19 protein-coding genes and 1 pseudogene are annotated in these 23,117 nt (G+C 42.7%); 17 read left to right on the top strand and 3 right to left on the bottom strand.

Annotated features, from left to right (window positions below; genetic code table 11):
• Window positions 1-117 precede the first annotated feature (117 nt).
• The gene (locus HNR44_RS14320; protein WP_184405000.1) at window positions 118-1,569 is read left to right on the top strand and encodes an aldehyde dehydrogenase family protein; all 1,452 of its coding nucleotides are present in this window, start codon (window positions 118-120) and stop codon (window positions 1,567-1,569) included.
• A gap of 51 nt (window positions 1,570-1,620) precedes the next feature.
• On the opposite strand, the gene HNR44_RS14315 is transcribed toward HNR44_RS14320, so the two are convergent.
• Window positions 1,621-2,034 carry a DoxX family protein gene (locus HNR44_RS14315; protein WP_184404999.1) on the bottom strand — a complete coding sequence of 138 codons (414 nt, stop codon included), beginning with the start codon at window positions 2,032-2,034 and terminating at the stop codon, window positions 1,621-1,623.
• 196 nt (window positions 2,035-2,230) lie between these two features.
• Window positions 2,231-2,812: a TetR/AcrR family transcriptional regulator gene (locus HNR44_RS14310; protein WP_184404998.1), complete on the bottom strand. Its 582-nt coding sequence runs from the start codon at window positions 2,810-2,812 to the stop codon at window positions 2,231-2,233.
• Window positions 2,813-3,070: 258 nt separating this feature from the next.
• Here HNR44_RS14310 and HNR44_RS14305 point away from each other — a divergent pair, with 258 nt between their 5' ends.
• From HNR44_RS14305 to HNR44_RS17700, 3 genes and pseudogenes are all read left to right on the top strand, one after another.
• On the top strand, window positions 3,071-3,979 hold the full coding sequence (locus HNR44_RS14305) for an ABC transporter ATP-binding protein (RefSeq protein WP_184404997.1): 909 nt from the start codon (window positions 3,071-3,073) through the stop codon (window positions 3,977-3,979).
• Window positions 3,979-5,580 (top strand): ABC transporter permease, encoded by a 1,602-nt coding sequence (locus tag HNR44_RS14300; protein WP_184404996.1) that lies wholly within the window; start codon window positions 3,979-3,981, stop codon window positions 5,578-5,580. Before HNR44_RS14305 ends, HNR44_RS14300 begins: the two co-directional genes overlap by 1 nt.
• A 90-nt stretch (window positions 5,581-5,670) precedes the next feature.
• Window positions 5,671-5,977 (top strand): annotated as a pseudogene (locus HNR44_RS17700) (VOC family protein).
• 55 nt (window positions 5,978-6,032) lie between these two features.
• Here HNR44_RS17700 and HNR44_RS14295 read toward each other — a convergent pair.
• The gene (locus HNR44_RS14295) at window positions 6,033-6,215 is read right to left on the bottom strand and encodes a YqaE/Pmp3 family membrane protein (protein ID WP_184405095.1); all 183 of its coding nucleotides are present in this window, start codon (window positions 6,213-6,215) and stop codon (window positions 6,033-6,035) included.
• Window positions 6,216-6,379: 164 nt separating this feature from the next.
• On the opposite strand from HNR44_RS14295, the gene eutH reads away from it, so the two are divergent.
• From eutH to HNR44_RS14230, 13 genes are all read left to right on the top strand, one after another.
• Window positions 6,380-7,465 (top strand): ethanolamine utilization protein EutH, encoded by a 1,086-nt coding sequence (gene eutH / locus HNR44_RS14290; protein ID WP_184404995.1) that lies wholly within the window; start codon window positions 6,380-6,382, stop codon window positions 7,463-7,465.
• Between the two features lie 194 nt (window positions 7,466-7,659).
• Window positions 7,660-8,553, top strand: coding sequence for an N-acetylmuramoyl-L-alanine amidase (locus HNR44_RS14285; protein WP_184404994.1), 894 nt, complete (start codon window positions 7,660-7,662; stop codon window positions 8,551-8,553).
• Window positions 8,554-8,824: 271 nt separating this feature from the next.
• Window positions 8,825-10,006, top strand: a complete 1,182-nt coding sequence (locus HNR44_RS14280; protein ID WP_184404993.1) for a galactokinase — start codon at window positions 8,825-8,827, stop codon at window positions 10,004-10,006.
• Window positions 10,003-11,010: a UDP-glucose 4-epimerase GalE gene (galE, locus tag HNR44_RS14275; protein WP_184404992.1), complete on the top strand. Its 1,008-nt coding sequence runs from the start codon at window positions 10,003-10,005 to the stop codon at window positions 11,008-11,010. Before HNR44_RS14280 ends, galE begins: the two co-directional genes overlap by 4 nt.
• Window positions 11,000-12,493, top strand: a complete 1,494-nt coding sequence (locus HNR44_RS14270) for a UDP-glucose--hexose-1-phosphate uridylyltransferase (RefSeq protein WP_184404991.1) — start codon at window positions 11,000-11,002, stop codon at window positions 12,491-12,493. The genes galE and HNR44_RS14270 overlap by 11 nt, the downstream gene beginning before the upstream one ends.
• Window positions 12,494-12,761: 268 nt before the next feature.
• Complete coding sequence (locus HNR44_RS14265) at window positions 12,762-14,054, top strand: ABC transporter substrate-binding protein (RefSeq protein ID WP_184404990.1); 1,293 nt, start codon at window positions 12,762-12,764, stop codon at window positions 14,052-14,054.
• Between the two features lie 39 nt (window positions 14,055-14,093).
• Window positions 14,094-14,975, top strand: coding sequence for a carbohydrate ABC transporter permease (locus tag HNR44_RS14260; protein ID WP_184404989.1), 882 nt, complete (start codon window positions 14,094-14,096; stop codon window positions 14,973-14,975).
• Entirely contained in the window at window positions 14,975-15,871 is an 897-nt protein-coding gene (locus tag HNR44_RS14255) for a carbohydrate ABC transporter permease (protein WP_221434316.1), read from the top strand. The genes HNR44_RS14260 and HNR44_RS14255 overlap by 1 nt, the downstream gene beginning before the upstream one ends.
• Before the next feature lie 52 nt (window positions 15,872-15,923).
• Window positions 15,924-17,225: an alpha-glucosidase/alpha-galactosidase gene (gene melA, locus HNR44_RS14250; protein ID WP_184404988.1), complete on the top strand. Its 1,302-nt coding sequence runs from the start codon at window positions 15,924-15,926 to the stop codon at window positions 17,223-17,225.
• Between the two features lie 146 nt (window positions 17,226-17,371).
• A complete protein-coding gene (locus HNR44_RS14245; RefSeq protein ID WP_184404987.1) occupies window positions 17,372-17,527 on the top strand; it encodes a hypothetical protein in 156 nt (51 codons plus the stop codon).
• A gap of 161 nt (window positions 17,528-17,688) precedes the next feature.
• A complete protein-coding gene (gene lacZ / locus HNR44_RS14240) occupies window positions 17,689-20,778 on the top strand; it encodes a beta-galactosidase, LacZ type (RefSeq protein WP_184404986.1) in 3,090 nt (1,029 codons plus the stop codon).
• Window positions 20,779-20,798: 20 nt separating this feature from the next.
• The gene (locus HNR44_RS14235) at window positions 20,799-21,845 is read left to right on the top strand and encodes an aldose epimerase family protein (protein WP_184404985.1); all 1,047 of its coding nucleotides are present in this window, start codon (window positions 20,799-20,801) and stop codon (window positions 21,843-21,845) included.
• A 22-nt stretch (window positions 21,846-21,867) separates the two neighbouring features.
• Window positions 21,868-22,866: a LacI family DNA-binding transcriptional regulator gene (locus HNR44_RS14230; protein ID WP_184404984.1), complete on the top strand. Its 999-nt coding sequence runs from the start codon at window positions 21,868-21,870 to the stop codon at window positions 22,864-22,866.
• The last annotated feature ends 251 nt before the right edge of the window (window positions 22,867-23,117 follow it).

Raw genomic sequence — 23,117 nt, 5'->3', positions numbered from 1 at the left:
GAATACCCTTATGAAAGAATAGGAATGCTAACGTAACGGAGTGTATTTATAAGTTTTTTTGAAGAATTTCGTGGGAATAAAATAAATACATCCACATCAATGAAAGGTGGAAAGAGCATGAACGTATCTACATCGAAACAATATATAAATGGTGAATGGCGAGAAGGTCGAAGTGAGAAAACGCTAGAGAATTACAACCCTTATACGAACGATTTGATCACTACCATCCGATCTGCGAATGAAACAGATCTTGATGAAGCTTATCAAGCAGCCGAGCAGGCACAAAGAGAGTGGGTGAAGCTTTCGCCAGCTGACCTTCAGCAACACTTGCAAAACTTACTTCAAGTGATGAAAGAGGAAAAAGAAACGATCGTTGACTGGCTCAAAAAAGAAGCAGGCAGTTCTGCTACAAAGGCGGAGATCGAGTATGGGGCAGCATTAGGGATTACCCAGGAGGCATTATCGTTTCCGACGCGCGTAAGTGGTACGATTTTCCCTTCTAACATTCCAAATAAAGAAAACTATGTCTATCGAAAAGCGAAAGGTGTTATTGGGGTCATTGGGCCTTGGAATTTCCCTTTCCATCTCTCCATGCGCTCTGTGGCACCGGCAATCGCAAGCGGAAATACGGTTGTGATTAAGCCGTCCTCGGATACACCGGTCACTTCCGGCATGCTGCTTGGCTGGCTTTTTGAAAAAGCAGGCTTTCCGAAAGGAGTCGTAAATGTCGTCGTCGGCCGCGGGTCTGAAATTGGCGATGCGTTCGTCACCCATCCAACCGTTGAAGCCATTTCGTTTACCGGCTCTACAGAAGTGGGGCGTCAAATTGCGGTTAATGCGGGCCAACATTTAAAAGATACGGCGCTGGAACTTGGCGGCAACAACGCCATGCTTGTGCTCGATGATGCAGATGTAGATGCAGCTGTGGACGCAGCCATCTTTGGCAAATTTTTGCACCAAGGACAGATCTGTATGGCATTAAATCGGATCATCATTGATACCTCTATTCATGATGAGTTTCTCGAGAAGTTCACAGAACGTACACGGTCGTTGCCTTACGGAGATCCTTTCGATAGCCAAAACGTTGTAGGACCTCTGATTAATCAAGGGGAGGTAGAGCGGCTGCAAAAGGAAGTGAATCAAGCGGTTGAAGACGGAGCCACACTAGAAGTTGGTGGCAAGCATGAAGGGAATGTTTTCGAACCGACGATCCTCTCCAGTGTCACGAGCGATATGGAGATTGCCAAGAACGAATTATTTGGTCCGGTCGCGACCATTTTGAAAGCTCAGGGTGAGCAAGAAGCGATCGATATCGCTAATAACACAATTTACGGACTAACCGGATCGGTATTTACTCGCGATCAATTCCGCGGCATGAACGTTGCCCGCCAAGTGGAAACAGGCATGATCCATGTGAACGATCAACCAGTGAACGATGAGCCCCACGTTGCCTTTGGCGGTGAAAAACATTCAGGGCTTGGTCGATTCAACGGCGAATGGGCATTGGACAAGTTCACCACCACTCAATGGGTCAGTGTCCAATCACAAAATCGCGAGTATCCATTTTAAAAGGGAAAAAGAGAGGGATCGAACGGATTTCGATCCCTCTCTTTGTGCTCTTTAACTGTTCGTATGGGAATACTGACCGGCTCCTTCGTCTCTAAGGTTGAGCCATGTAAAGGGATGTTCTTTCATTGCTGCTAAAATAAGGGCAATGAAGAATAATAGAGAAATTTGAATATAGTCACTGAGAAACCAAGCCTGCTGATAAGGAACTAAAAACATCGAAAGAAATAGCGGCAACATCAGTGCAAGGGAGGAAGAACGGACCAAAATACCAAACAATAACATTAAACCGGCAAGTGATTCGACAATCGCAGTCAGTTGGACAAAGGAGCTCGGCAATAGAGAGGGTTCAAAGACCGAATGATAGTCGCTAAGGTCCCATAACTTTTCAATGCCTGACGCCAGCATAAAAAAACCAAGAACGAATCTTAGTAATAATAAACCAATCGTTTTCATCAGCTTAACCATCGTTGTTTTTTCCTTTCTCATTGAATCTGCAGCCATCTTACTGATGAATGAAGGAGTTGAAAAGGAGGATATAAAAAAAAGTATGAAAGGTATGTTAAGTCGTAAAGAGGCCAATATAAACATGAGGTTAAATCAGGACGTGCTGAACGAAAAGGCGGGAGATCATTCGTCTTTCGGTGCTGGTGAACGAGAAGGTTCACCTCTCGCCGACAATTCCGTAAAAGAACAGCTTCGTAATATCTTCGGTTAACGGTAGAATCTTTTTGTATACGTCTTCTCGTTGAATGTAGTCTTTCATCATGGCGATATAAAAGAAGATTGCTTCATTGGATAACGTTCGATCCACATATCCTTGTTCCCTTCCTTCGTCTAATAAATGGTTTAGGTAAGGAATGGATTTTTCTTCATAAATCGTTTGGATGTAATCCGCCCCGGCGGTATATTCCTTCATTATGAATTGATAGAATTCTTCGTTGATTTGCTGCGAAACTTCTTTTTTATTAAATATCACTTGATTGATTTTTTCCGGGAACGGGGCATCACTGTACACAATCTCCTCGAACTCTTTAACGGCCTTTTCAACATAATAGATAAAGACTTCATGGATTAAATTATGTTTACTTGTAAAGTAGTTATAAATGGTTACCTGTGAAACCATCGCCTGTTTGGCAATTTCTGTCATCGTCACTTTTTGTATACCATAGTCCAGAAAAAGGTCTAAGGCAGACTTTAAAATTTGTTGTTTCTTTTGTTCTCTCCGACGTTCAAATCCATCCATTATACTTTCACCTCCTCATCAGTGTAATCAAAATAATGTACGAAAACAAATAAAAAAGTTCATATCTTCTTGCCAAAAAAGCATATATTGTATATTATGAACGATATATAATAAAATCATTCAAATCTTTCACTATCATATCGTATGCTGAATCTGCGATGAAGCATGGAGAAGTCCATAGGAAAGAAATTATTTTGAATATGACATTCGAGTAGAAGAAGTCTTCTATGAGGGTGTAAAAAGGCAGGGGGATGCGAAATGAGCTTATTAAACGTCAACCATTTAACAAAAAGGTTTGGGAAGTTTACCGCTTTAGAAGGGGTAAACATAGAAATCAATGAAGGAGAAATTTATGGTTTTATCGGTCCGAACGGTGCTGGAAAGTCAACCACCATTCGTGTGCTTCTCGGTATTTTGAAGGCGTCAGAAGGTGAGGTGAAGATATTCGGCAAAGATGCATGGTCTGATGCTGTTGACGTTCATAAGCGGATTGCGTATGTGCCTGGAGATGTGAATCTATGGCCAAATTTAACCGGCGGAGAAGTGATTGATCTTTTTCTGAAGCTGCGAGGACGTAGCCATACAAGCCGGAAGGAAGAGTTGATTAAGAAATTTGACTTTGATCCAACCAAGAAATGCAGAACGTACTCAAAAGGAAACAGGCAAAAGGTTGCGTTGATTGCTGCATTCGCAATGGAAGCAGATCTTTATATATTGGACGAACCGACATCCGGGCTCGATCCACTCATGGAACAGGTTTTCCAAGAATGCGTCATAGATGTGAAAAATAAAGGGAAGAGCGTTTTGCTCTCCAGTCATATCCTATCGGAAGTGGAAAAATTGTGTGATAGAGTCGGCATTATTCGCCAAGGAAAAATGATTGAAACAGGTACGTTAAACGAGTTACGTCATTTAACAAGAACAAATATACATGTGGAGACAAATGAGCCGATCACATCTTTAAATGAATTCAAAGGTATTCACGATATCCAAGAGCAAGGTCTGGCGCTTTCATTCCAAGTCGATGCTGAAGAGTTGGATCATGTCATCAGACATGTCAGTCAATTCGGGATTGTGAAACTGGAAAGTATGCCGCCAACGTTGGAAGATTTATTTATGCGTCATTATGAAAATAAAGATGAAGGAAATGCAGGGGGTGTATCCTGATGTCTGATTCGCTTTTCAAAAATATCGGATCTCTGTCCAGGTTGATGATGAGACGGGATCGCCTTCGTATTCCATTATGGTTCATCGGAATTTCTTTCTTTACATTAATGGTGCCCATCGCTTTTGTTGATTTATATCCTTCTCAACAAGAGAGGGACGGTATGGCTGAAACCATGCAAAATCCCGCGATGATAGCAATGGTAGGTCCGGGGAATTTGGATAATTATACGCTTGGTGCCATGACTGCGCACCAAATGTTGTTAATAACAGCAGTTGTCGTTGGGTTGATGAGTATTTTGCTCGTGACTCGTCACACACGGGCAGATGAAGAAGATGGACGTGCCGAAATGATTCGTTCTCTGCCGGTCGGACGTCTATCTAATTTAAATGCGACGTTATTGGTTTTGTGTGTAACGAATGTGCTTTTGACGTTAGTTACAGGGTTTGGGTTATATTCATTAGGGGTAGAAAGTATGGATCTGGAGGGATCTTTACTTTATGGTGCTGGTTTAGGCGCAACCGGTATTTTCTTTACAGGTGTGACGGCGCTATTCGCCCAACTTTCAGAGAGTTCACGCGGAACGACAGGATTTTCCATAGCTGTGCTGATGATCGCATACCTTGTACGTGCGGTTGGTGATGTGACGAACGAAACGTTATCATGGTTTTCACCTTTGGGGTGGGTGACTCAGACAGAAGTTTATTCGAATAATGATTGGGGGCCGATTTTTTTAACCATTGGTGTATCGGTTGTTCTATTTTTTATGGCCAATTATCTTAACGCCATTCGTGATTTGGAAACGGGTTTTTTTCCTTCAAGACCGGGAAGAAGAGGTGCTTCTCCTTTCTTACAGGATCCAGCAGGTCTTATTGTAAAATTGCAGCGCACTGGCATCATTGTCTGGGGGATGGGGATGCTCATCATGGGACTGTCTTATGGCTCGGTCCTAGGCGATTTGGAATCGTTTTTTGCAGGTAATGAGATGATGGAGCAGATGCTAGTGGCAGAGGAAGGATATACATTAACGGAGCAATTTATTCCTACGTTAATGATTGTGATGGGATTACTCGTAACGGTGCCTCCTTTAATGTCTATGCTTAAACTTCATGGTGAAGAGAAAAAGAACCGCGTTGAGCATTTGCTTGCGAGAGCTGTTTCACGTACAAAATTGATGGGCAGTTATCTCATCATCTCAATCTTAAATGGATTTATGATGATTTCTCTTACTGCTATTGGCCTTTGGGCTGCGGGATTGGCTGTCATGGAGGAAGCTTTTGATTTTGGGACGATATATGGAGCTGCTCTAGTATATTATCCTGCCATGCTCGTTATGGTTGGCATTGCTGTATTGCTGATCGGTATACTCCCAAAGTTGGTGAGCATCATATGGCTGTATGTATTTTACGCCTTTATTGTTCTTTATTTGGGCGAGTTATTTCAATTTCCGGAATGGGCCGGACAACTATCCCCATATGGATATATCCCTCAGCTGCCGGTTGAAGACATGAATGTTATGGCTGTAACGTTATTGGTCGTGGTTGCGGTGATTCTAATGGTTGTAGGATTGATCGGATATAGTAAACGGGATATTGAAGGATAAACGAGATGTAATAGAGGTTTGTTGTGATTATAAAGATCAAAAACTTTATTAGAGAGTTTTTTACAAACCTCAAAGGTTATACCATTTTTCATGTTCCAAGAAGGAAAGCGGAAGAAGCCATGAATGATTACACATTTATCATTGAGGATTCAAAAATCACCAGGATTGTTCGCTATGGAGCAAACGGGTTATGCATGCGATCTTTTCATTAAAAATTCATGTGTATTTATAGTCCTATTCAGCATGAATTTACCTTTACACCTTCGTTTTCCATATAGATTCACATGTGATTCGGAAGAAGAAATTGAAAGACTTTAGGAAACGCATTATGCCATTGGATGATTACGCTTTTAGCAAAAAGTTTGGTGTGTTATGGCAATTGAATCTTCCCCAATAACGGGGTGTAAAGAAATCCGCCTTCTTTTAATGAAAGAACGCGGATTTTTTGAGCTTTATGATCTTCCATATTTCTCTGCCCGTCGATCGGCTTTTACTTCATGCACGACAAAGAGCGCATGAATGGCTGCTGGGATCCAGAATAAAAAAAGGAGAACGAGATTAAGGATGGCTTGAAAGGGTTTTCCAACCACTAATAGAGCAACAGGGGGTAAAAGAACAGCTAATAAATAAAGCATCATATGCACCTCGTCAAAGTTGTAATCTTATCATATTCATGGATATTCCCGCTTATTCAGTATCAACAAACCGTGTATTTTTACCTAGAATGCTTGCCTCAAACGTATATCCATGTGATGATTTCAATGTATCGTTTATAAAGGAACACAGGATATGATAAGTAATGGATATTAACCAGGTCATTTTATTTGTGATGATCCTTTCATTAACAGTGAGTGCTGTTGATTACATATTTGGTTCTCAATTAGGAATTGGCACTAAATTTCTGGAAGCATTTCGAATGATGGGGCCGCTTGCCCTTGTGATTGTGGGGATTGTTACGATAGCTCCTTTGTTAGCAAGCGGGATTGAATGGGTGAGCACTCCACTTCATGAAACCGTAGGTATTGATCCAGCTGCACTAATCAATACATTTCTGGCTATTGATATGGGCGGTCATGCTCTGGCTGTTGAACTCGCGGATAATGAAGCAACAGCTGCTTTTGCCTGGGTTTTCCTAGGGACCATTTATGGTCCGGCGCTTTCTTTTACCGTGCCTGCCGCTATGGGTTTATTGCAAAAAGAAGACGTGCCGTTTTTTGCAAGGGGAATTTTAATGGGACTTGTCTGTGCCCCTTTAGGTTGCTTCATCGGTGGGCTTGTGGCTGGTTTGCCAGTGAATATGATGCTGCTGAATTTAATGCCTGCAATGGTTTTTTCCGTCGTTATCGGGGCAGGTTTAATTTTTTATCAAGAGGCTACGGTTAAGATTTTTACGTTTTTAGGAAGAGCAGTTACGGCGGTGGCTGTTATTGGCATTATTTTATTAAGTATTGAAACCTTGCTCCCGTTTGCATCTATTTCAGGACTCACCCCACTTTCAGAGGGGATGACAATTATCGGGCAGATCGTACTCGTACTCGCAGGAGCATTTCCGCTCGTTTACATGTTGAGCCGGGGGTTAGAGCAACCTTTGCAGCGTGTTGGAGATCGACTCGGTATGAATGCAGAAGCGAGTGCTGGCTTGCTTGCCGCTCTTGCCCACGCGATCCCGGCCTTTGCCATGTTTTCTGATATGAATGAACGGGGCAAAACCATTGTAGCTGCGTTTTGTGTGAGTGGCGCTTTTGTACTGGGAGGCCACTTGGGCTTTGTTGCTGGCGTAGATGCGAATTATGTGTTCGCGATGGTCATCGGTAAATTAACGGGAGGAATGACAGCTGTGACGCTGGCTTGGGTAGTAACTAGAGAGAAAATAAGGCAGAAATAAACGAGAACTCTCCGGTTAATATATCGGACCTATTGAAGAAGCCTCGGTTATCGTAAGCGATGGGAGTGTCGTTGACCTACGGCTCGAGACGGAACCATTTAGCACTTCGGTAATTTTTTCGGTGCAAGAGCGCTTTAGCCCCCCTTTTTTTAGTCAAAGGGTAGATATATATAATGAAAGAAGGGGGGAGGAAGGTGACTAAACTTATTGCCATTGATCCTGGACACGGAAGTGATACGTACCCGCCAAATAAAGGCGTGCCGGGGATGGCCGAGCATAGCTTTAATGCAGCTGTCGCTCATTACGTCAAACCGCTTCTGGAGTCATCGGGTTTTCAAACCATGTATACGCAAACGCCAAATGCTTCCGAACGGCCGCTGAGGCAACGTACGGAGGATGCCAATCACAGAAGGGCTGATTTATTTTGTTCCATTCATGCTGATGCGAATGCAAATTCTTCCGTAAGAGGGCACTGGGCTTTCTATTGGCATACGAGCGAGCTTGGAAAGCGATTGGCTGATGTCTGGTCGCATTATCTTTCGAGAGAGACGGGCACTCATCATCGAGGAAATGTAGGTTCAAAGCCCAATCATTGGACCAATTTTCATGTGCTGAGAGAGACGAGAATGCCAGCGGTCTTGATGGAGCATGGGTTTATGACGAACCCTCAGGATTTAGCACGGTTAAAATCAGATCCATTCCGGAGGCAAAGTGCGGTTGCCCTTGCGAAAGCGATTTGTGATTTTTATGGAGTTCCCTACAAAGGGGAGGAGGGGAAAAGGTATATGGAGGTTCAGAGCCGTGTGTTAAGGAAAAAGTTTGAAGAAGTCATCAACGATGGGGCAAATCGTGGCCTTATTGGGAAGAGCATCCCAGATCAATATGAAGAAGGAAAACTTCCAGTCGATGATGCCATCGCAGCAGTAGCAGCTATTGTAACAGCGAAACCTGGAAGCACCATTCCCCATGCCCATAAATCTGCCGTAAAAAAAGCGGTTGCAAGCGGAGTTACGAATGGGGAACGTATGAATGAACCGGCAACAAGAGCTCAAGTCATGACTTTTCTCGACCGAACAGGCCAATTGTAGTGATGTGAAATAAGAGCACCTCTGGCGTACCAGGGGTGCTCTTATTTTCTTAATTGGGGTAAAGGAGCATCCAACGATTTTGCCGCCATTTCAGTTTAGTAATCTACATACTCTTTACCCTTTATAGTCCTTCATAAGAGCCTTATTCGCAGCTTACGCTACGGAAATTCGCAATGATTCCGTCGAAATTCCCTCAATATTTTTACTAAAATAAATTGATGTTTTACTAAATGAATAGTATACTCCTTATAAGAGCAATGGGAGGGGTAGTATGCATAGAGAGCAAAGTGAAAGATTTAAGGAACGTTTTGGCGTAGAAGCGGAGCGCTGTTTTTTTGCGCCGGGGCGTGTGAATATTATCGGTGAACATACCGACTACAATGGTGGTTTTGTATTTCCGGGAGCGATCTCGAAAGGGACGTATGCTTACGCAACCAAAAGAAAAGATCGCCAGTGTCGTTTTTATTCCGAAAATTTTCATTTGGAGGATTTGATAACGGTTACATTGGATGATCTAAGTTTTTCATTGGAACATGATTGGGTGAATTACCCTAAAAGTGTGCTGGCAATTTTGCAAAAGCATGGCTATGAACCAACAGCTGGTTACGATATTTATTTTGTTGGAAACATTCCAAATGGTGCGGGCTTATCATCGTCCGCTTCCATCGAGTTGGTGATGGCAACGTTGTTAAATGAATGGGAAGGATGGAACTTGTCGAAAAGGACGTTGGTTCAGTTCTGTCAGCAGGCCGAAAATGAGTACATCGGTGTACAAAGCGGCATCATGGACCAGTTTGCGGTCGGCTTCGGAAAAAAAGGGCATGCCATGCTTTTAGACTGCCAAACCCTTGATTATGAATATGCACCGATTCCAACTGAAGATTACTCGCTGATCATTATGAACTCTAACAAAGCACGGACGTTAGCTGGATCTGCTTATAATGATCGACGCAGGGAATGCGAAGAAGCATTACAGGACTTGCAGGCGCATTTGCCGATTCAAGCCCTTGGTGAAATCAGTATGGAGCAATGGGAAAAATGGCAACATACCGTGAAAAACGAGGTAACGGCAAAACGAGCCAAGCATGTGATTGCAGAAAATGAAAGAACAAAAATTGCTGTGCAGAGGTTGAAAACTGGTGACTGGCAACAGTTCGGGGAGCTTCTTAACGAGTCACACCAATCATTGCGTGATGATTATGAAGTGACTGGCAAGGAGTTGGATACTCTGATCAGTTTGGCTTGGGAACAGCCGGGCGTGATCGGAGCACGTATGACAGGCGCTGGATTCGGTGGCTGCGCAATTGCTTTTGTAGATAAAACGCATGTGAACTTATTTTTAGAAAATGTCGCTGCGCGTTACAGTGAAGTGATCGGCTATGAAGCTTCCTTTTATGAAGCAGAGGTGGGCGATGGAGCGAAAGAATTAATCCTCGAGAAGGTGTCACGATGAGTGTGTTGGTAGCCGGTGGAGCGGGATACATTGGTTCTCATGCCGTGCGGCAGTTATTGGCGAAGGGAAAAGAAGTGGTCGTGTTGGATCAATTAACGACCGGTCACCGCGAGGCGCTGCCGGACGAAGTCCATTTTTATGAAGGCGATCTTCGCGACCGGACTTTCGTTCAGCAAATGTTTGCCCAAGAATCGATTGATGAAGTGCTCATGTTTGCCGCTTCGTCGCTGGTTGGTGAATCGGTCGAGCGACCGCTTGCTTATTTTGACAATAATGTTCATGGTACCGAAGTGCTGTTGGAAGCCATGATTGATCACGGTGTACGCACGATTGTTTTTTCTTCGACAGCAGCGGTTTATGGCGAGCCCGACGAAGTGCCGATTGTGGAAACGGCGAAGACAGAACCGACCAACCCTTACGGCGATACAAAAAGAACGATGGAACGGATGATGAAATGGTGCGAAGAGGCGCATGGCCTTCGTTATGTTTCTCTAAGATATTTCAACGTTGCCGGTGCTGCTGAAAGTGGCGTGATCGGTGAAGATCATCGGCCGGAAACGCATTTGATCCCGATTATATTGGAAGTCGCTTTGGGAAAACGAGAGGCGATCACGATTTTCGGTGACGATTATCCGACGCCCGACGGGACGTGTATTCGCGATTATATTCATGTGGAAGATCTTATCGATGCCCATCTGCTAGCCTTGGAGCACCTACGCAAGGGCAACGCCAGTGATATTTTCAATCTTGGCAGCAGCAACGGTTTTTCCGTGAAAGAAATGATCGAAGCTGCACGAAAAGTGACTGGCCATCCCATACCTCAAAAAATCGGGGAACGCCGATCCGGGGATCCGGCGAGATTAATCGCTTCTTCGGAAAAAGTGAAACGAACTTTGGATTGGCAACCATCGCGAACAAATGTAGAAAAAATGATTGCAGACGCTTGGATGTGGCATCGGAAATTTCCGCAAGGTTATGAGGAGGATGGTACCAATGAGAATTGAAGAAACCTCAAAACGAATCGAGCAATTGGTAGATTGGGCCATTGAAGCGGAGCTCGCTGAGGAAAGTAACCGCGTTTATGTAAGGAATCAATTGATGGCGTTGTATGGCCTTGATGCTTTTTCTTATTCTTCTCCTGATGAGGGTCGTGAGCTGGCACCCTTGCTGGAACAATTGAGCCAAATTGCAGTCGATGAAGGGCTTATTGCGGATTTGCTGGATGAAAAAGACAAATGGAAGGCGAAAGTGATGAATGTGTTTCTCCCGCGCCCTTCCGATGTGCAATTCACATTTGAGCAAAAATATGCAAAGGATCCGATTTCCGCTACGGATTATTTTTACTGGCTGAGTCAGAAATCGAATTATATCCAAATGGACCGGATTGCCAAAAATGTTCATTTTACCCATGAAAATCATTATGGAGACGTGGATATTACCATTAATTTATCCAAACCGGAAAAAGACCCGAAAGACATCGAAGCCGAAAAAGAAAAAGCGGTGTCCGCTGACTATCCATTGTGTGTGCTTTGTAAAGAAAACGAGGGCTATGCGGGCCGAATTGGACATCCGGCAAGATCCAATCACCGTTTAATCCGTGTGCCCATGCAGGAAGAAATGTGGTATTTACAGTATTCGCCCTACATTTACTACAACGAACATGCCATTTTGTTAAGTGAAAAGCATCGTGACATGGTCATCAACCGCGATACTTTCAAACAATTGCTTTCATTTATTGAGCGTTTCCCGCACTATTTTATCGGCTCGAATGCAGATTTGCCGATCGTAGGGGGATCGATTTTATCGCACGACCATTATCAAGGCGGCCGCTATACGTTTGCCTTGGAAAAAGCAGCGGCTCAATATGACTTCACGCTATCGGGTTATCCGGAAATTACCGCTCAAGTTGTCGAATGGCCCATGACAGTTTTGCGTTTGCGATCATCGAATCAAGCCACACTTGTGGATGCTTGCGAGCACGTACATCGTGAGTGGAAGGGGCATGAAGATGCTGATCACGGAATTATCCCATACACAGGGAAGACGCCGCATAACACAATCACCCCCATCGCCCGTTGGAAAGACGGACAGTACGAAGTAGACCTCGTTTTGCGCAACAACCGCACGAACGAGGAATATCCCGATGGCATTTTCCACCCTCACGAAGATGTCCATCATATAAAGAAAGAAAACATCGGCTTGAACGAAGTAATGGGCCTTGCCGTCCTGCCGAAACGTTTGGTCGAAGAGCTTGAAGAGATTCAGCGTTATATACAAGGTGCAACCGACACGGTCACGGCCATTCACCAAGATTGGGCAGAGCAATTGAAAAAACGCTACGGCATGATCGATGATGAGGAAGAGTTATGGAGACAGATCGAAAAAGAAGTGGGAGCGAAATTCATGCGAGTCTTGGAAGACGCGGGGGTTTATAAACAAAACGAAGACGGGCGGGAAGGATTGATGGAGTTTATTGGGCGGTTGTAGTTTAATAGCTAGAGAATCGAAACTAGTATTGCTAAGAGGGCTTTTGGGGATCTTTTTGAAGGAAAGTGGGATCATAAACAAGATTCCGCTGCTCCATTAATATATTTTAGAACATTTGTTAAAGCAAATTAAATAACAGGTGCCTATTGCAAACGATTTCTCAATAGGCTAGAACAGTAAAAATATAAGTAAATGATTACTAAAAAAATATTTTATTGTGAGCGTGGTCAGGCATTTGATGAAATAGAATCAAAAAAGGAGATCTCAAATGTCAAAAATGTGGAGTGCAAAAATATTAAACGTTCTTCTTCCTGCAGTCCTTATTGGATGCAGCCCAAATGGCGAAGGAGCTGATCAGGAATCAGAAGACGAGGTCGTATTGGATTTTATGTACTGGTCAAGTTCTGATAGTGAAGAAAGGGCATTTCAAGAACAATTTCAGCAATTCGAAGAGGAAAATCCCGGTATCAAAATTGATGCGCATCCTATGCCAGGTGATGATATTCACATGCAAGCGAAGATACGAATTGCCGCTGACGATGCGCCGGATCTGATAAGAATCCAATATCAGCAGTTGGGTGAATATTTGGGAGAAGATGCATTGCTTGATGTAAGCGATATCTATGAAGATAATATAGAACAATTTAATCCCAGTTTATTGGAAGCGGTTAGCCAAGGAGATGCCATATATGGAATGCCGCATCATACCGATACACTTGCCTTATTTTACAACAAAACGTATATGGATGAATTAGGGATTGAACCCCCGAATCAGATTGATGAAGCCTGGACCTGGGAAGAACTGTTTGATGTTTCCCAGCAACTTCAAGAGCATGATCTTGCGAATTATGGACTTGCCTATTCTTGGGATGAAGGAAGTGCTTACCGTATTCTCCCCCTATTTTACCAGAATAGTGTGTCGATTTTTTCTAATGACTTATCGGAAGCGACGGTAAACACCGAAGATGGAGTTGACACCTTGCGTCAGATTCAAGAAATGTATCAAAATCACATGTCAGTAGGAAATAGTGCACGCGGTGGGGATGACCCTAACTTGCTCTTTACTTCGGGGACTGCCGGGATGCTTATCGATGGCAATTGGATGATCCCGGAATACGAAGAAAGTACTGAATTCGAATGGGAGGTGACATTCATGCCTCAAGGAGAACAGTCAGCATCGGATATGGGAGGAAATGCAGTGGCAATCCCCGAGAATGCACCACAACCTGAAGAAGGCAAAAAATTTCTAGAGTTTTTAGGGGAAGCTGACAATAATATGGCGTTTGCCGAAGAGGGCATCTTTATCCCTGGTAGAACAGACGTTGATGATGAAATTGACTATGATTTTGACGATCCTGATTCAATTGAAGCGATGGAAGTATTTCTTGAACAGGCTGAAACGGTTCCGGAGCACATGGCGCAAACAATGACAATACCTGAATTTAACGAGATCAATCAGGTCATTGCTGATCAAATGGAAAATTTGCTTGTGTATGAAGAAACCCCGGAAGATGTGGCAAATTCTCTTGAAGAAGAAATTGATTCTATTATCAAAGATTAAAGTGATTAAAGTAAAACAAACGTAAAAGGAGTTTGAACAATGACGGCTGTGTACAGTTGGTTTCAAAAAAATAAACTAAGAATAACTCCTTATGTATTTCTGACACCGAATATTATTCTATTCTTTACATTTATGATTGCTCCCATTATCTTTATTTTCTTTATCAGCTTCCATGAATGGAATATTATTGGGGATCCATCCTTTATTGGCTTGAGCAACTACACTGAATTGTTTTTTGACTCCCTGTTTTGGACAGCTTTAGGAAATACTTTATATTTCACAATAGGTGTTGTACCCATCAGTGCAGCTTTAGGGATCGGGGGAGCATTGCTCCTCAGAATGAAAACACCATTTCGAGCATTTTTCAGGGCCATTTTCTTCATGCCTGTCGTTGTTTCAATGGTAGCAACAGCTCTTATATGGGTGTGGATGTTTAATCCGGATTTTGGTCTGATTAATGAATGGCTGGGTTATATAGGAGTGAATCCCGATTGGCTGGGATCGACAACTTTAGCGATGCCAGCTGTAATCATAGCAATGATATGGGTACAAGCAGGGTATAGTTTAGTCATTTATTTAGCAGGGGTTCAAAACGTCCCAGAAAATCTCTATGAATCTGCGCAAATAGATGGCGCAAATAAGTGGCAGCAATTTTGGAATGTTACATTGCCCCTTTTGAAACCAACAACCGTTTTTGTTGTGATCATTTTAGTAATCAATACCATTATGGCTTTTGATTTAGTCTATACCATGACGAGCGGTGGACCGGGAAATTCTACAATGATTTTGATCAACTATATATTCAGAGCCTCATTTGAAGAAGGAGCTATGGGCTATGGTGCAGCATTAGGGGTTGTTCAATTTATTCTAGTACTGGCTATTAGCGGCATTAGTCTGTGGTTGGGGAGGGAGAAAGAGTAATGAATTCAAAAGCACCTACAAACGAAAATAAATCAATCTCTTCAACCTTCAACCGAAAATTTCAATCAATGAAGAAAGAATGGAAAGAAACGAATAAAATTTCATTTTTCTTCCTCTGCATTATCGCGTTTATTTTCTTGATCCCTTTTCTATGGATGCTTTCAACAGCATTTAAAACGAGTGGAGAAGCAATGTCAGGAGATACGAATTTTATTCCGCGAACGTTTACATGGGAGAATTTCCAAGAATTATTCCAAGTCGTTCCCTATATGGATTATTTGGTGAACAGTATCATCGTTGCTTTCTTTGCGGTGATTCTCACAGTTTTTATCAATTTGCTTGCTGGGTATGCTTTTGCCAAGTATAAGTTTAGGGGTCGAAACATTTTGTTTGTACTTGTACTTGCTACTTTAATGGTTCCGGCACACATCATTGTTCTTCCTAATTTCTTCATATTAAATGAATTAGGTTGGATTAACACGTATGCTGGATTGATTATTCCTACTGCCGCGGAAGCATTCGGTTTGTTTTTAGCCAGACAATATATGCTTTCTATCCCGGACGAAATGATTCGAGCTGCTAGAGTTGACGGGGCTGGGGAATTTAAGATTTTTCTCAAGATCATTCTGCCCAATGTCCAACCTTTGATTGCCATATTGATCATATTTACCTTCATGTTCAGATGGAACGATCTCATTTACCCGCTTGTAGTCTCTACAGATAGCAGTATGTATACTTTGCCTGTTGGTATGGTTATGGCAGAAGGGGAATATTTCGTTGATTGGACTTTGATGATGAGCATGACCTTAATATCTATTATCCCTATCCTCATTGTCTTTTTCATCTTCCAACGTCATTTTGTGCAAGGGTTTGCCAATACAGGGATGAAGGAATAATGTTGTTTATCAAAACTAGCAAATCATAAATTTCATTAAGAGGTGAATATTAATGTCAAAATTAACATTTATAGGTGCAGGAAGTACCGTATTTGTGAAAAATCTATTGGGCGATTGCATGCTTTCACCGGCGTTACAGGGTATGGAATTTGCGTTGTATGATATTGATGAGAAACGGCTGGACGAATCTTTTCAGCTCCTTCAACACTTAAAAAAGCAATTGAATGCAGATGTGGCGATTGAAAAGTATTTGGATCGTAAGGAAGCCCTGCGTGGTTCATCTTATGTGATCAATGCCATACAGGTCGGGGGATACCGGCCATCGACAGTGATCGATTTTGAGATACCAAAAAAATATGGGTTGCGGCAGACGATTGGGGATACGATCGGGATTGGCGGCCTGTTTCGGACATTGCGCACGGCCCCGGTGATGCTTGGTTTTGCCGAAGAGATGGAAGAGGTATGTCCGGATGCCTTGCTCTTGAATTATACCAATCCGATGGCAGCATTAACCGGTATTGTCGCGGGTGAGAGCAAAATTGATATCGTTGGGCTTTGCCACAGCGTGCAAGCTTGTGTACCAGAACTTTTTGAGCGTTTGGATATGTCCCAAGAAGGCGTCAAATCAAAGATTGCCGGGATTAATCATATGGCCTGGCTATTGGAAGTGAGCCGCTATGGCGAAGATTTATACCCGGAGATCAAAAGGCGTGCTCGAGAAAAACAGCAAAGCAAACATGATGACATGGTACGTTTTGAATTGATGGACAAGTTCGGTTACTATGTTACGGAATCATCGGAACATAATGCAGAGTATCATCCTTATTTTATTAAATCAGCTTATCCGGAATTGATTGATCGCTTCAATATTCCTTTGGATGAATATCCGCGCCGCTGTGAAGCCCAAATTGCCGATTGGGAAAAGCGAAGAGACCAACTGATCAACGATGAATCAGTTACACACGAGCGTTCAGATGAATATGCCTCTCGAATTATTAAAGCAATGGAAACCGATCAGTCAGTTAAAATTGGCGGTAATGTGCCGAATTCAGGTGGCTTGATTGAGAACTTGCCGCGAGAAGCAGTAGTCGAAGTTCCTTGCTTGGTAGATCGGAATGGAGTTTCTCCAACTTATGTCGGTCGTTTACCAGAACAGTTGGCAGCACTGAATCGAACGAATATAAATACGCAGCTTTTGACGATGGAAGCGAATCGTACACGAAAGAAAGAGCCTGTATATCAGGCGGCCATGCTTGATCCGCATACGTCTGCAGAATTATCGATGGATGACATTCGTTCTCTCTGTGATGATTTGTTTGAAGCACATGGCGATTGGCTGCCGGAATACAAATAAGGTGAACGAAGGGAGTTGGGTTACCCACTCCCACTATTTATAGTTGAAATGTCTGTTATAAAAAAATGCCTATCCTATAAGGATGCAAGGATATTAAACATCATTACAAAATGAGTGTTGCCAAATCGGAAATGAGCGAATGTGTAATGATATTGGTCGGATTAGAAACCAAGCATGTAGAATTCGCCCGTGGCCCAAAAGATAATGGTACTTACATAAGCCTACTTAACAACTTTGTACATGGTGGAGGCATCAAAGAATACAAAGAAAATTTGAATTTACAAGATGCCATTGCTATGTAATCTACACTTTTGATCAGTGCGCTACTCGAGAGAAATGAATTCTACTTCTGTGAACATGGATTCTCATGACGTTAAGTGATTTGGAGGAGATTCCGTTAAACCTAAAAGGTAAGGGCCATACAATTAAGGATAATAACGATATACCAAATGGAGATGAAAACATGCATCTATTACAAGACTTGGAAACATTGTCAACGATCCAAAGAAATCGATTACCCGCTAAATCTCATTTCTTTCGTTATGAAGATCAGCAGCAAGCACTGAAAAATCAACGGTCATCATCAAAAGGATATAAATCTCTAAACGGCAAGTGGAAATTCAAATATTCGGAGTCGCCAATGTTGTCTCCGCGTGAATTTTATAAACAAACGTACGATACGAGCGGCTGGGACACGATCAATGTACCTTCCAACTGGCAACTTGAGGGTTACGGCAGCCCTCATTATACGAATGTGCAGTATCCTTTTCCTATTGATCCGCCTCATGTTCCCAGCAATAATCCTACGGGTTGTTATCGAAGGGAGTTTTATATCGATCAGCGCGAAGACGAAACGACCATCCTTCATTTTGAAGGGGTGGATAGTGCTTTCCATCTTTGGATAAATGGCGAGGAAGTAGGCTACAGCCAAGGTTCAAGAATACCGTCTGCATTTGATATCACGCCTTATGTTCAAAACGGTAAAAACACTTTGGCGGTTCGTGTTTATCAATGGTGCGATGGAAGTTATATTGAAGACCAGGATATGTGGTGGCTCAGTGGCATTTTCAGGGATGTTTATCTGGTGACGAAACCGAATGTTCACATTACTGATTTTTTCGCCAAGCCCGAGTTTGATGACCATTATCAAGACGCCACATTACAATTGGATGTGAACCTGGAAAATCCCTCTGGATTAAAAGGTTATTCCTTGGAAGTGGAGTTATTCGATACATCTATGCAATCCGGTATCAAGGAAGAAAAAGTGGATATTTCGGGAAAAAATCATTTTGAGTTATCTGTGTCATCGCCCAAGAAATGGTCCGCGGAATCTCCCAGCCTTTATAAACTGACGATTACATTAAAAGATGCATCAGGAAGAATTGTTGAAGTCATTCCTTCAAATGTTGGTTTTCGTTCGGTGGAGATACAACAGGGATTGATGTTGGTGAATGGAAAGCCCATCAAATTAAAAGGGGTCAATCGCCATGATCATCATCCAGATTTAGGAAGAAGTGTTCCAAGGGCATCGATGGAAAAAGATGTAAAACTTATGAAGCAGCATAATATCAACGCGGTGCGTACGGCACATTACCCGAACGACCCCTACTTTTATCACTTGTGTGACGTTTATGGCCTTTACGTGATAGATGAATCTGATTTGGAGTGTCATGGTTTTGAATTAATTGGAAATAAACACCAAATCAGCGATGATCCAGCGTGGGAGAAGGCGTATTTGGATCGAATTCAACGCATGGTGGAAAGGGATAAAAACTTTCCTTCCATCATTATGTGGTCTTTGGGTAATGAATCCGGTTATGGACGTAACCATAAGGCCATGACTGCGTGGGCGAAAGATCGTGACGATTCGAGAATCGTTCATTACGAGGGAGAAACACAGGTGGTCATGGATCGTGGTAATCAATATCCAGAAGATGAGCTGGAATCATCAGACGTATTTACAACGATGTACACAGACTTTGATGTATTGGAGAAATTAGGTCAGCGCGGCGATTTATCCAAGCCTCATATTTTGTGTGAATATGCCCATGCCATGGGGAACGGACCGGGCGGCTTCAACGAATATTGGGAGACGATTTATCGACATGATAGGCTGCAAGGCGGCTTTGTTTGGGAATGGTTGGATCATGGGATACGTTCCTATACGAAAGAAGGGGAAGCGTTCTTTGCTTACGGTGGCGATTTTGGGGAACAGCCGCACGACTCCAATTTCGTTATCGATGGCTTGCTTAGGCCGGATCGTTCGCCATCTCCTGCATTATTGGAATATAAAAAAGTGATTGAACCTGTAGTGATAGAGGCGATCGACTTGGAAGAAAGATTATTTCAGATCAATAATCGTTATGAGTTCGTTGATTTGGCCCATTTACAGCTGTCTTGGAATCTCCATTCAGAGGAAGGAATCATTGATCAAGGCAGGTTAACTTTACCGGAAGTTCAACCTGGTGAAGTAAAACAAATCGAAATACCTTATGATACGACGGGGCAGCATGAAAAAGATTGTTGGTTGACATTGGATTTTACATTGGCTATGGACACAGATTGGGCAGAAAGAGGGCATCTGGTAGCCTGGTCGCAATTTGCTGTCCAAGAAAACAACAAAACGCATGATATTCAAATTCCCAGGGAGTTACACAACATAACGGTGAATGAAACCGATGCCGACATTCTTTTTTACGGCGAAGATTTTCACTTTGCTTTTGATAAAGCGAGTGGAAAATTAAGTTCATGGCTTTATAAAGGGCAGGAAATGATAGATTCCGGACCCGAGCTTGATTTTTGGCGAGCACCGATTGATAACGATCTCATCCCTGGATTTAACCCACCCTCTTCCGTAGAGACGTGGAAAAAGTACGGCTTGCACGGTATGCAGCACAACATTCGCTCTGTTCATTATCATTTCTCAGAAGAGGGCAGGAAAGCAGAAATTGAAGTGGTGGCACGTATCGCACCACCGGTACTTGCTTGGGGGATTCATGTAAAGTATAAATATGAAATCTTTGTAGATGGAAATGTAACTTTACATGTTGAAGGATCTTTCGAAGGAGATATACCTGAAACTTTGCCTAAAATTGGATTAAGGATGGGGGTTCCACGAAGATTTGAGAACGTTCAATGGTACGGTTTAGGGCCGGGAGAATCTTATATCGACAGTCAATTAGCCCCCACATATGGTGTATGGATCAACTCTGTCAGGAATATGTTTACTCCCTATGTTTTTCCGCAGGAAAACGGGAACCGGCACAAAACCCGCTGGTTCACCCTCGTTGACGTTCGAGGACATGGGATAAAAGTGATCGGGGATCCTGAAGTGGAATTCAGCGCACAAATGTATTCCAGAGAAAAAATCGAACAAGCACAGCACCTATATGAGCTAACAGAAGACAACATGATTACCGTCAACATGAATCATCAACAGCACGGACTGGGTTCTGCAAGTTGCGGGCCGGATGTTTTAGAGAAATATCGGTTGAAAACGAGAAATTTTAAGTTTAAGGTGCATTTTCAAGGTTTTCTGGATGGGGAATTGTGAGGACTGAAGGAGGTCGCCACTTGTTTAAAGAACAGCGAATTCAGGTTTACAAAGGACATGACTTGATGCAATTGGAAATGATCAACGAGATCGGCGCACGTTTATGTGTGTTGAATTATGGAGGGAGAATCACTGGTTGGTATCCCTCCAACCAACCTGATCATAGCTTGGTGCTCGCATATGAGAATCCGATGGACTATTTGACCGATACCAATTATCTTGGAGCCATTGTAGGACGTGTAGCAGGACGGGTTCCGCACGGTGAGATGAAGATCTTGGATCATAAATGGCCGCTTTCCCAAAATGAGGGACACCACCATCTACATGGCGGGGATCAAGGTTTCAGCGATGTTTTTTGGGATTATCATTATGAAGAGACCGATTCAGATTTGTGGTTGCATTTATTTTATGCATCAACGCACGGTGAGCAAGGCTATCCGGGTAAAGTGAATCTGAAGGTTACTTACGTATTAAAAAAGGATCAAGATGAAATACGGATGAAAGTGGAAGCAGTCAGTGATCAAGATACATGGCTCAGCATTGCCAATCATAGTTATTTTAATCTGACAACTGAAGTGGATGCCACAATTTTGGGGCATCAAATTCAGGCTCCGGTGGAATCTGTGTTGGCACTCGATGATGAATTAATTCCAACAGGTGAGTTGATTGAACCAGAAAACACTGCATTTGATATCCGAGAAAAAACAAGCATTCGGAAGATTGTCGACGCGCAGCATCCGCAAATCGAAACAGCTCATGGCGGCATCGATCATTTTTTTATTTGGCAAGAGAATAAAGCGCAAGCACCGATCAGATTGTTTGATCCGCTTTCCAGACAGTCTTTGCATATAACCACCACAGAGCCGGGCGCTGTCATTTACACTGCACAAAAATTAGAAACCGATCAACCGCTTAAAGGTGGAAATGGAACCCCTTTTCGGGGCGTTTGCATTGAAACGCAACGACTTCCGCAAGTGTTTTCCGGCCTGGAAAGACCCACCTGTTTTATATCCGCCGACGAGACATATCACTCAGAAACGGTTTATACTGTAAGCAGCATGGAATAAGAGAAAAGGAAGCGTTATAAATATGGCTACGATAAAAGATATTGCCAAGAAGGCGGGCGTCTCCATCGCGACGGTTTCCAGAGTACTGAATTACGATAAAACCCTCTCAGTCGGAGAAGACACGAAACGAAGAATATTTGAAGTGGCAGGAGAATTGGACTACAAGAAACATACGAAGAAAAATACTACTGTCGATTCAATTACGATTGTTTATTGGTATACGGAACAAGAAGAATTGGAAGATCTCTATTACATGTCGATTCGGTTAGGCATTGAAGAGAGATGTCGAGCCCAAAAAATCAACTTTAAAAAATATGTATATGATGATTTTATTCATAACGGTGTACAAGAAAACTCAAAAGCCATCATCGCGGTTGGGAAATTTCATCCCGAACAGGCAGAAAAATTATCTAAAGAGGCTCCGCATCTCATCTTTGTAGACTCGAATCCGAATGAAGATCAGTATGACTCCGTCATTGCGAACTTTTATCACGCAACAAAAAAAGTGATCGATTACTTTCTGGAAAGTGGCTATTCTCGTATCGGTTTTATCGGAGGAAAAGAGACGTACGCGCAAAAATATGCACCGATATTGGACATTCGCGCGACCACGTATAAAAGCTACTTGCAAGAAAAGCGGATTTTTGACGAGCGATGGATGTATACCGGTCATTTTTCGGTGGAAGATGGTTATAACTTAACGAAACAGTTGTTGCACGAACACTCACTGGAACAAAGACCGAATGCACTCTTCCTTGCCAATGACACCATGGCTGTAGGCAGTTTACGCGCACTGCAAGAAAATAATGTACGTATTCCTGATGAGATGTGCCTTATCAGTATGAACGATGTCAGCATTGCGAAATATCTATACCCACCATTGAGTTCAGTGAGAGTTCATACAGAATTAATGGGAGAAACAGCAGTAGATATGGTATTCGAAAGGTTAAACGGAAATCGGGTGATTAGTAAAACAGTAGAAATTGCCACGGAGTTAGTGATAAGGGAGAGTTGTCGTTAGGGGTGGAAAAATAATCATTTTATAGGTCGAGAAAAGCTGTTATACGATCCCAATAAAAGACGCGAGGCCACTCCCCCGTGTCTCTTTTATTATCTTCGCACTCCACCAAACGTGCCATAAGCAATGGGAACTCTGTGAAATATTTACATTTTTGGTAAATCAGTTTTTTGAAAGCATAATGTCGTTTGCAGGGTTAAAATGGAAGTTTACAAAAGGACTGGCATATTAGGGTTTTCATATCATTTGTGCAG

Origin of the sequence: Geomicrobium halophilum, from assembly GCF_014207655.1 — a bacterium.
Taxonomy (GTDB): domain Bacteria; phylum Bacillota; class Bacilli; order Bacillales; family Marinococcaceae; genus Geomicrobium; species Geomicrobium halophilum.
Note: the sequence above shows the minus strand (reverse complement) of the source record. Positions and strands in the feature narration are given on the sequence as shown.

What these genes read in the sequence shown, in the direction of transcription:
- HNR44_RS14320 (WP_184405000.1), top strand. Translation starts at nt 118, where the DNA reads ATGAACGTATCTACATCGAAACAATATATAAATGGTGAATGGCGAGAA.
- HNR44_RS14305 (WP_184404997.1), top strand. Translation starts at nt 3,071, where the DNA reads ATGAGCTTATTAAACGTCAACCATTTAACAAAAAGGTTTGGGAAGTTT.
- HNR44_RS14295 (WP_184405095.1), bottom strand. Translation starts at nt 6,215, where the DNA reads ATGCTTTATTTATTAGCTGTTCTTTTACCCCCTGTTGCTCTATTAGTG.
- HNR44_RS14310 (WP_184404998.1), bottom strand. Translation starts at nt 2,812, where the DNA reads ATGGATGGATTTGAACGTCGGAGAGAACAAAAGAAACAACAAATTTTA.
- galE (WP_184404992.1), top strand. Translation starts at nt 10,003, where the DNA reads ATGAGTGTGTTGGTAGCCGGTGGAGCGGGATACATTGGTTCTCATGCC.
- HNR44_RS14245 (WP_184404987.1), top strand. Translation starts at nt 17,372, where the DNA reads ATGATATTGGTCGGATTAGAAACCAAGCATGTAGAATTCGCCCGTGGC.
- HNR44_RS14255 (WP_221434316.1), top strand. Translation starts at nt 14,975, where the DNA reads ATGAATTCAAAAGCACCTACAAACGAAAATAAATCAATCTCTTCAACC.
- eutH (WP_184404995.1), top strand. Translation starts at nt 6,380, where the DNA reads ATGGATATTAACCAGGTCATTTTATTTGTGATGATCCTTTCATTAACA.
- HNR44_RS14260 (WP_184404989.1), top strand. Translation starts at nt 14,094, where the DNA reads ATGACGGCTGTGTACAGTTGGTTTCAAAAAAATAAACTAAGAATAACT.
- lacZ (WP_184404986.1), top strand. Translation starts at nt 17,689, where the DNA reads ATGCATCTATTACAAGACTTGGAAACATTGTCAACGATCCAAAGAAAT.
- HNR44_RS14265 (WP_184404990.1), top strand. Translation starts at nt 12,762, where the DNA reads ATGTCAAAAATGTGGAGTGCAAAAATATTAAACGTTCTTCTTCCTGCA.
- HNR44_RS14315 (WP_184404999.1), bottom strand. Translation starts at nt 2,034, where the DNA reads ATGGTTAAGCTGATGAAAACGATTGGTTTATTATTACTAAGATTCGTT.
- HNR44_RS14270 (WP_184404991.1), top strand. Translation starts at nt 11,000, where the DNA reads ATGAGAATTGAAGAAACCTCAAAACGAATCGAGCAATTGGTAGATTGG.
- melA (WP_184404988.1), top strand. Translation starts at nt 15,924, where the DNA reads ATGTCAAAATTAACATTTATAGGTGCAGGAAGTACCGTATTTGTGAAA.
- HNR44_RS14230 (WP_184404984.1), top strand. Translation starts at nt 21,868, where the DNA reads ATGGCTACGATAAAAGATATTGCCAAGAAGGCGGGCGTCTCCATCGCG.
- HNR44_RS14300 (WP_184404996.1), top strand. Translation starts at nt 3,979, where the DNA reads ATGTCTGATTCGCTTTTCAAAAATATCGGATCTCTGTCCAGGTTGATG.
- HNR44_RS14280 (WP_184404993.1), top strand. Translation starts at nt 8,825, where the DNA reads ATGCATAGAGAGCAAAGTGAAAGATTTAAGGAACGTTTTGGCGTAGAA.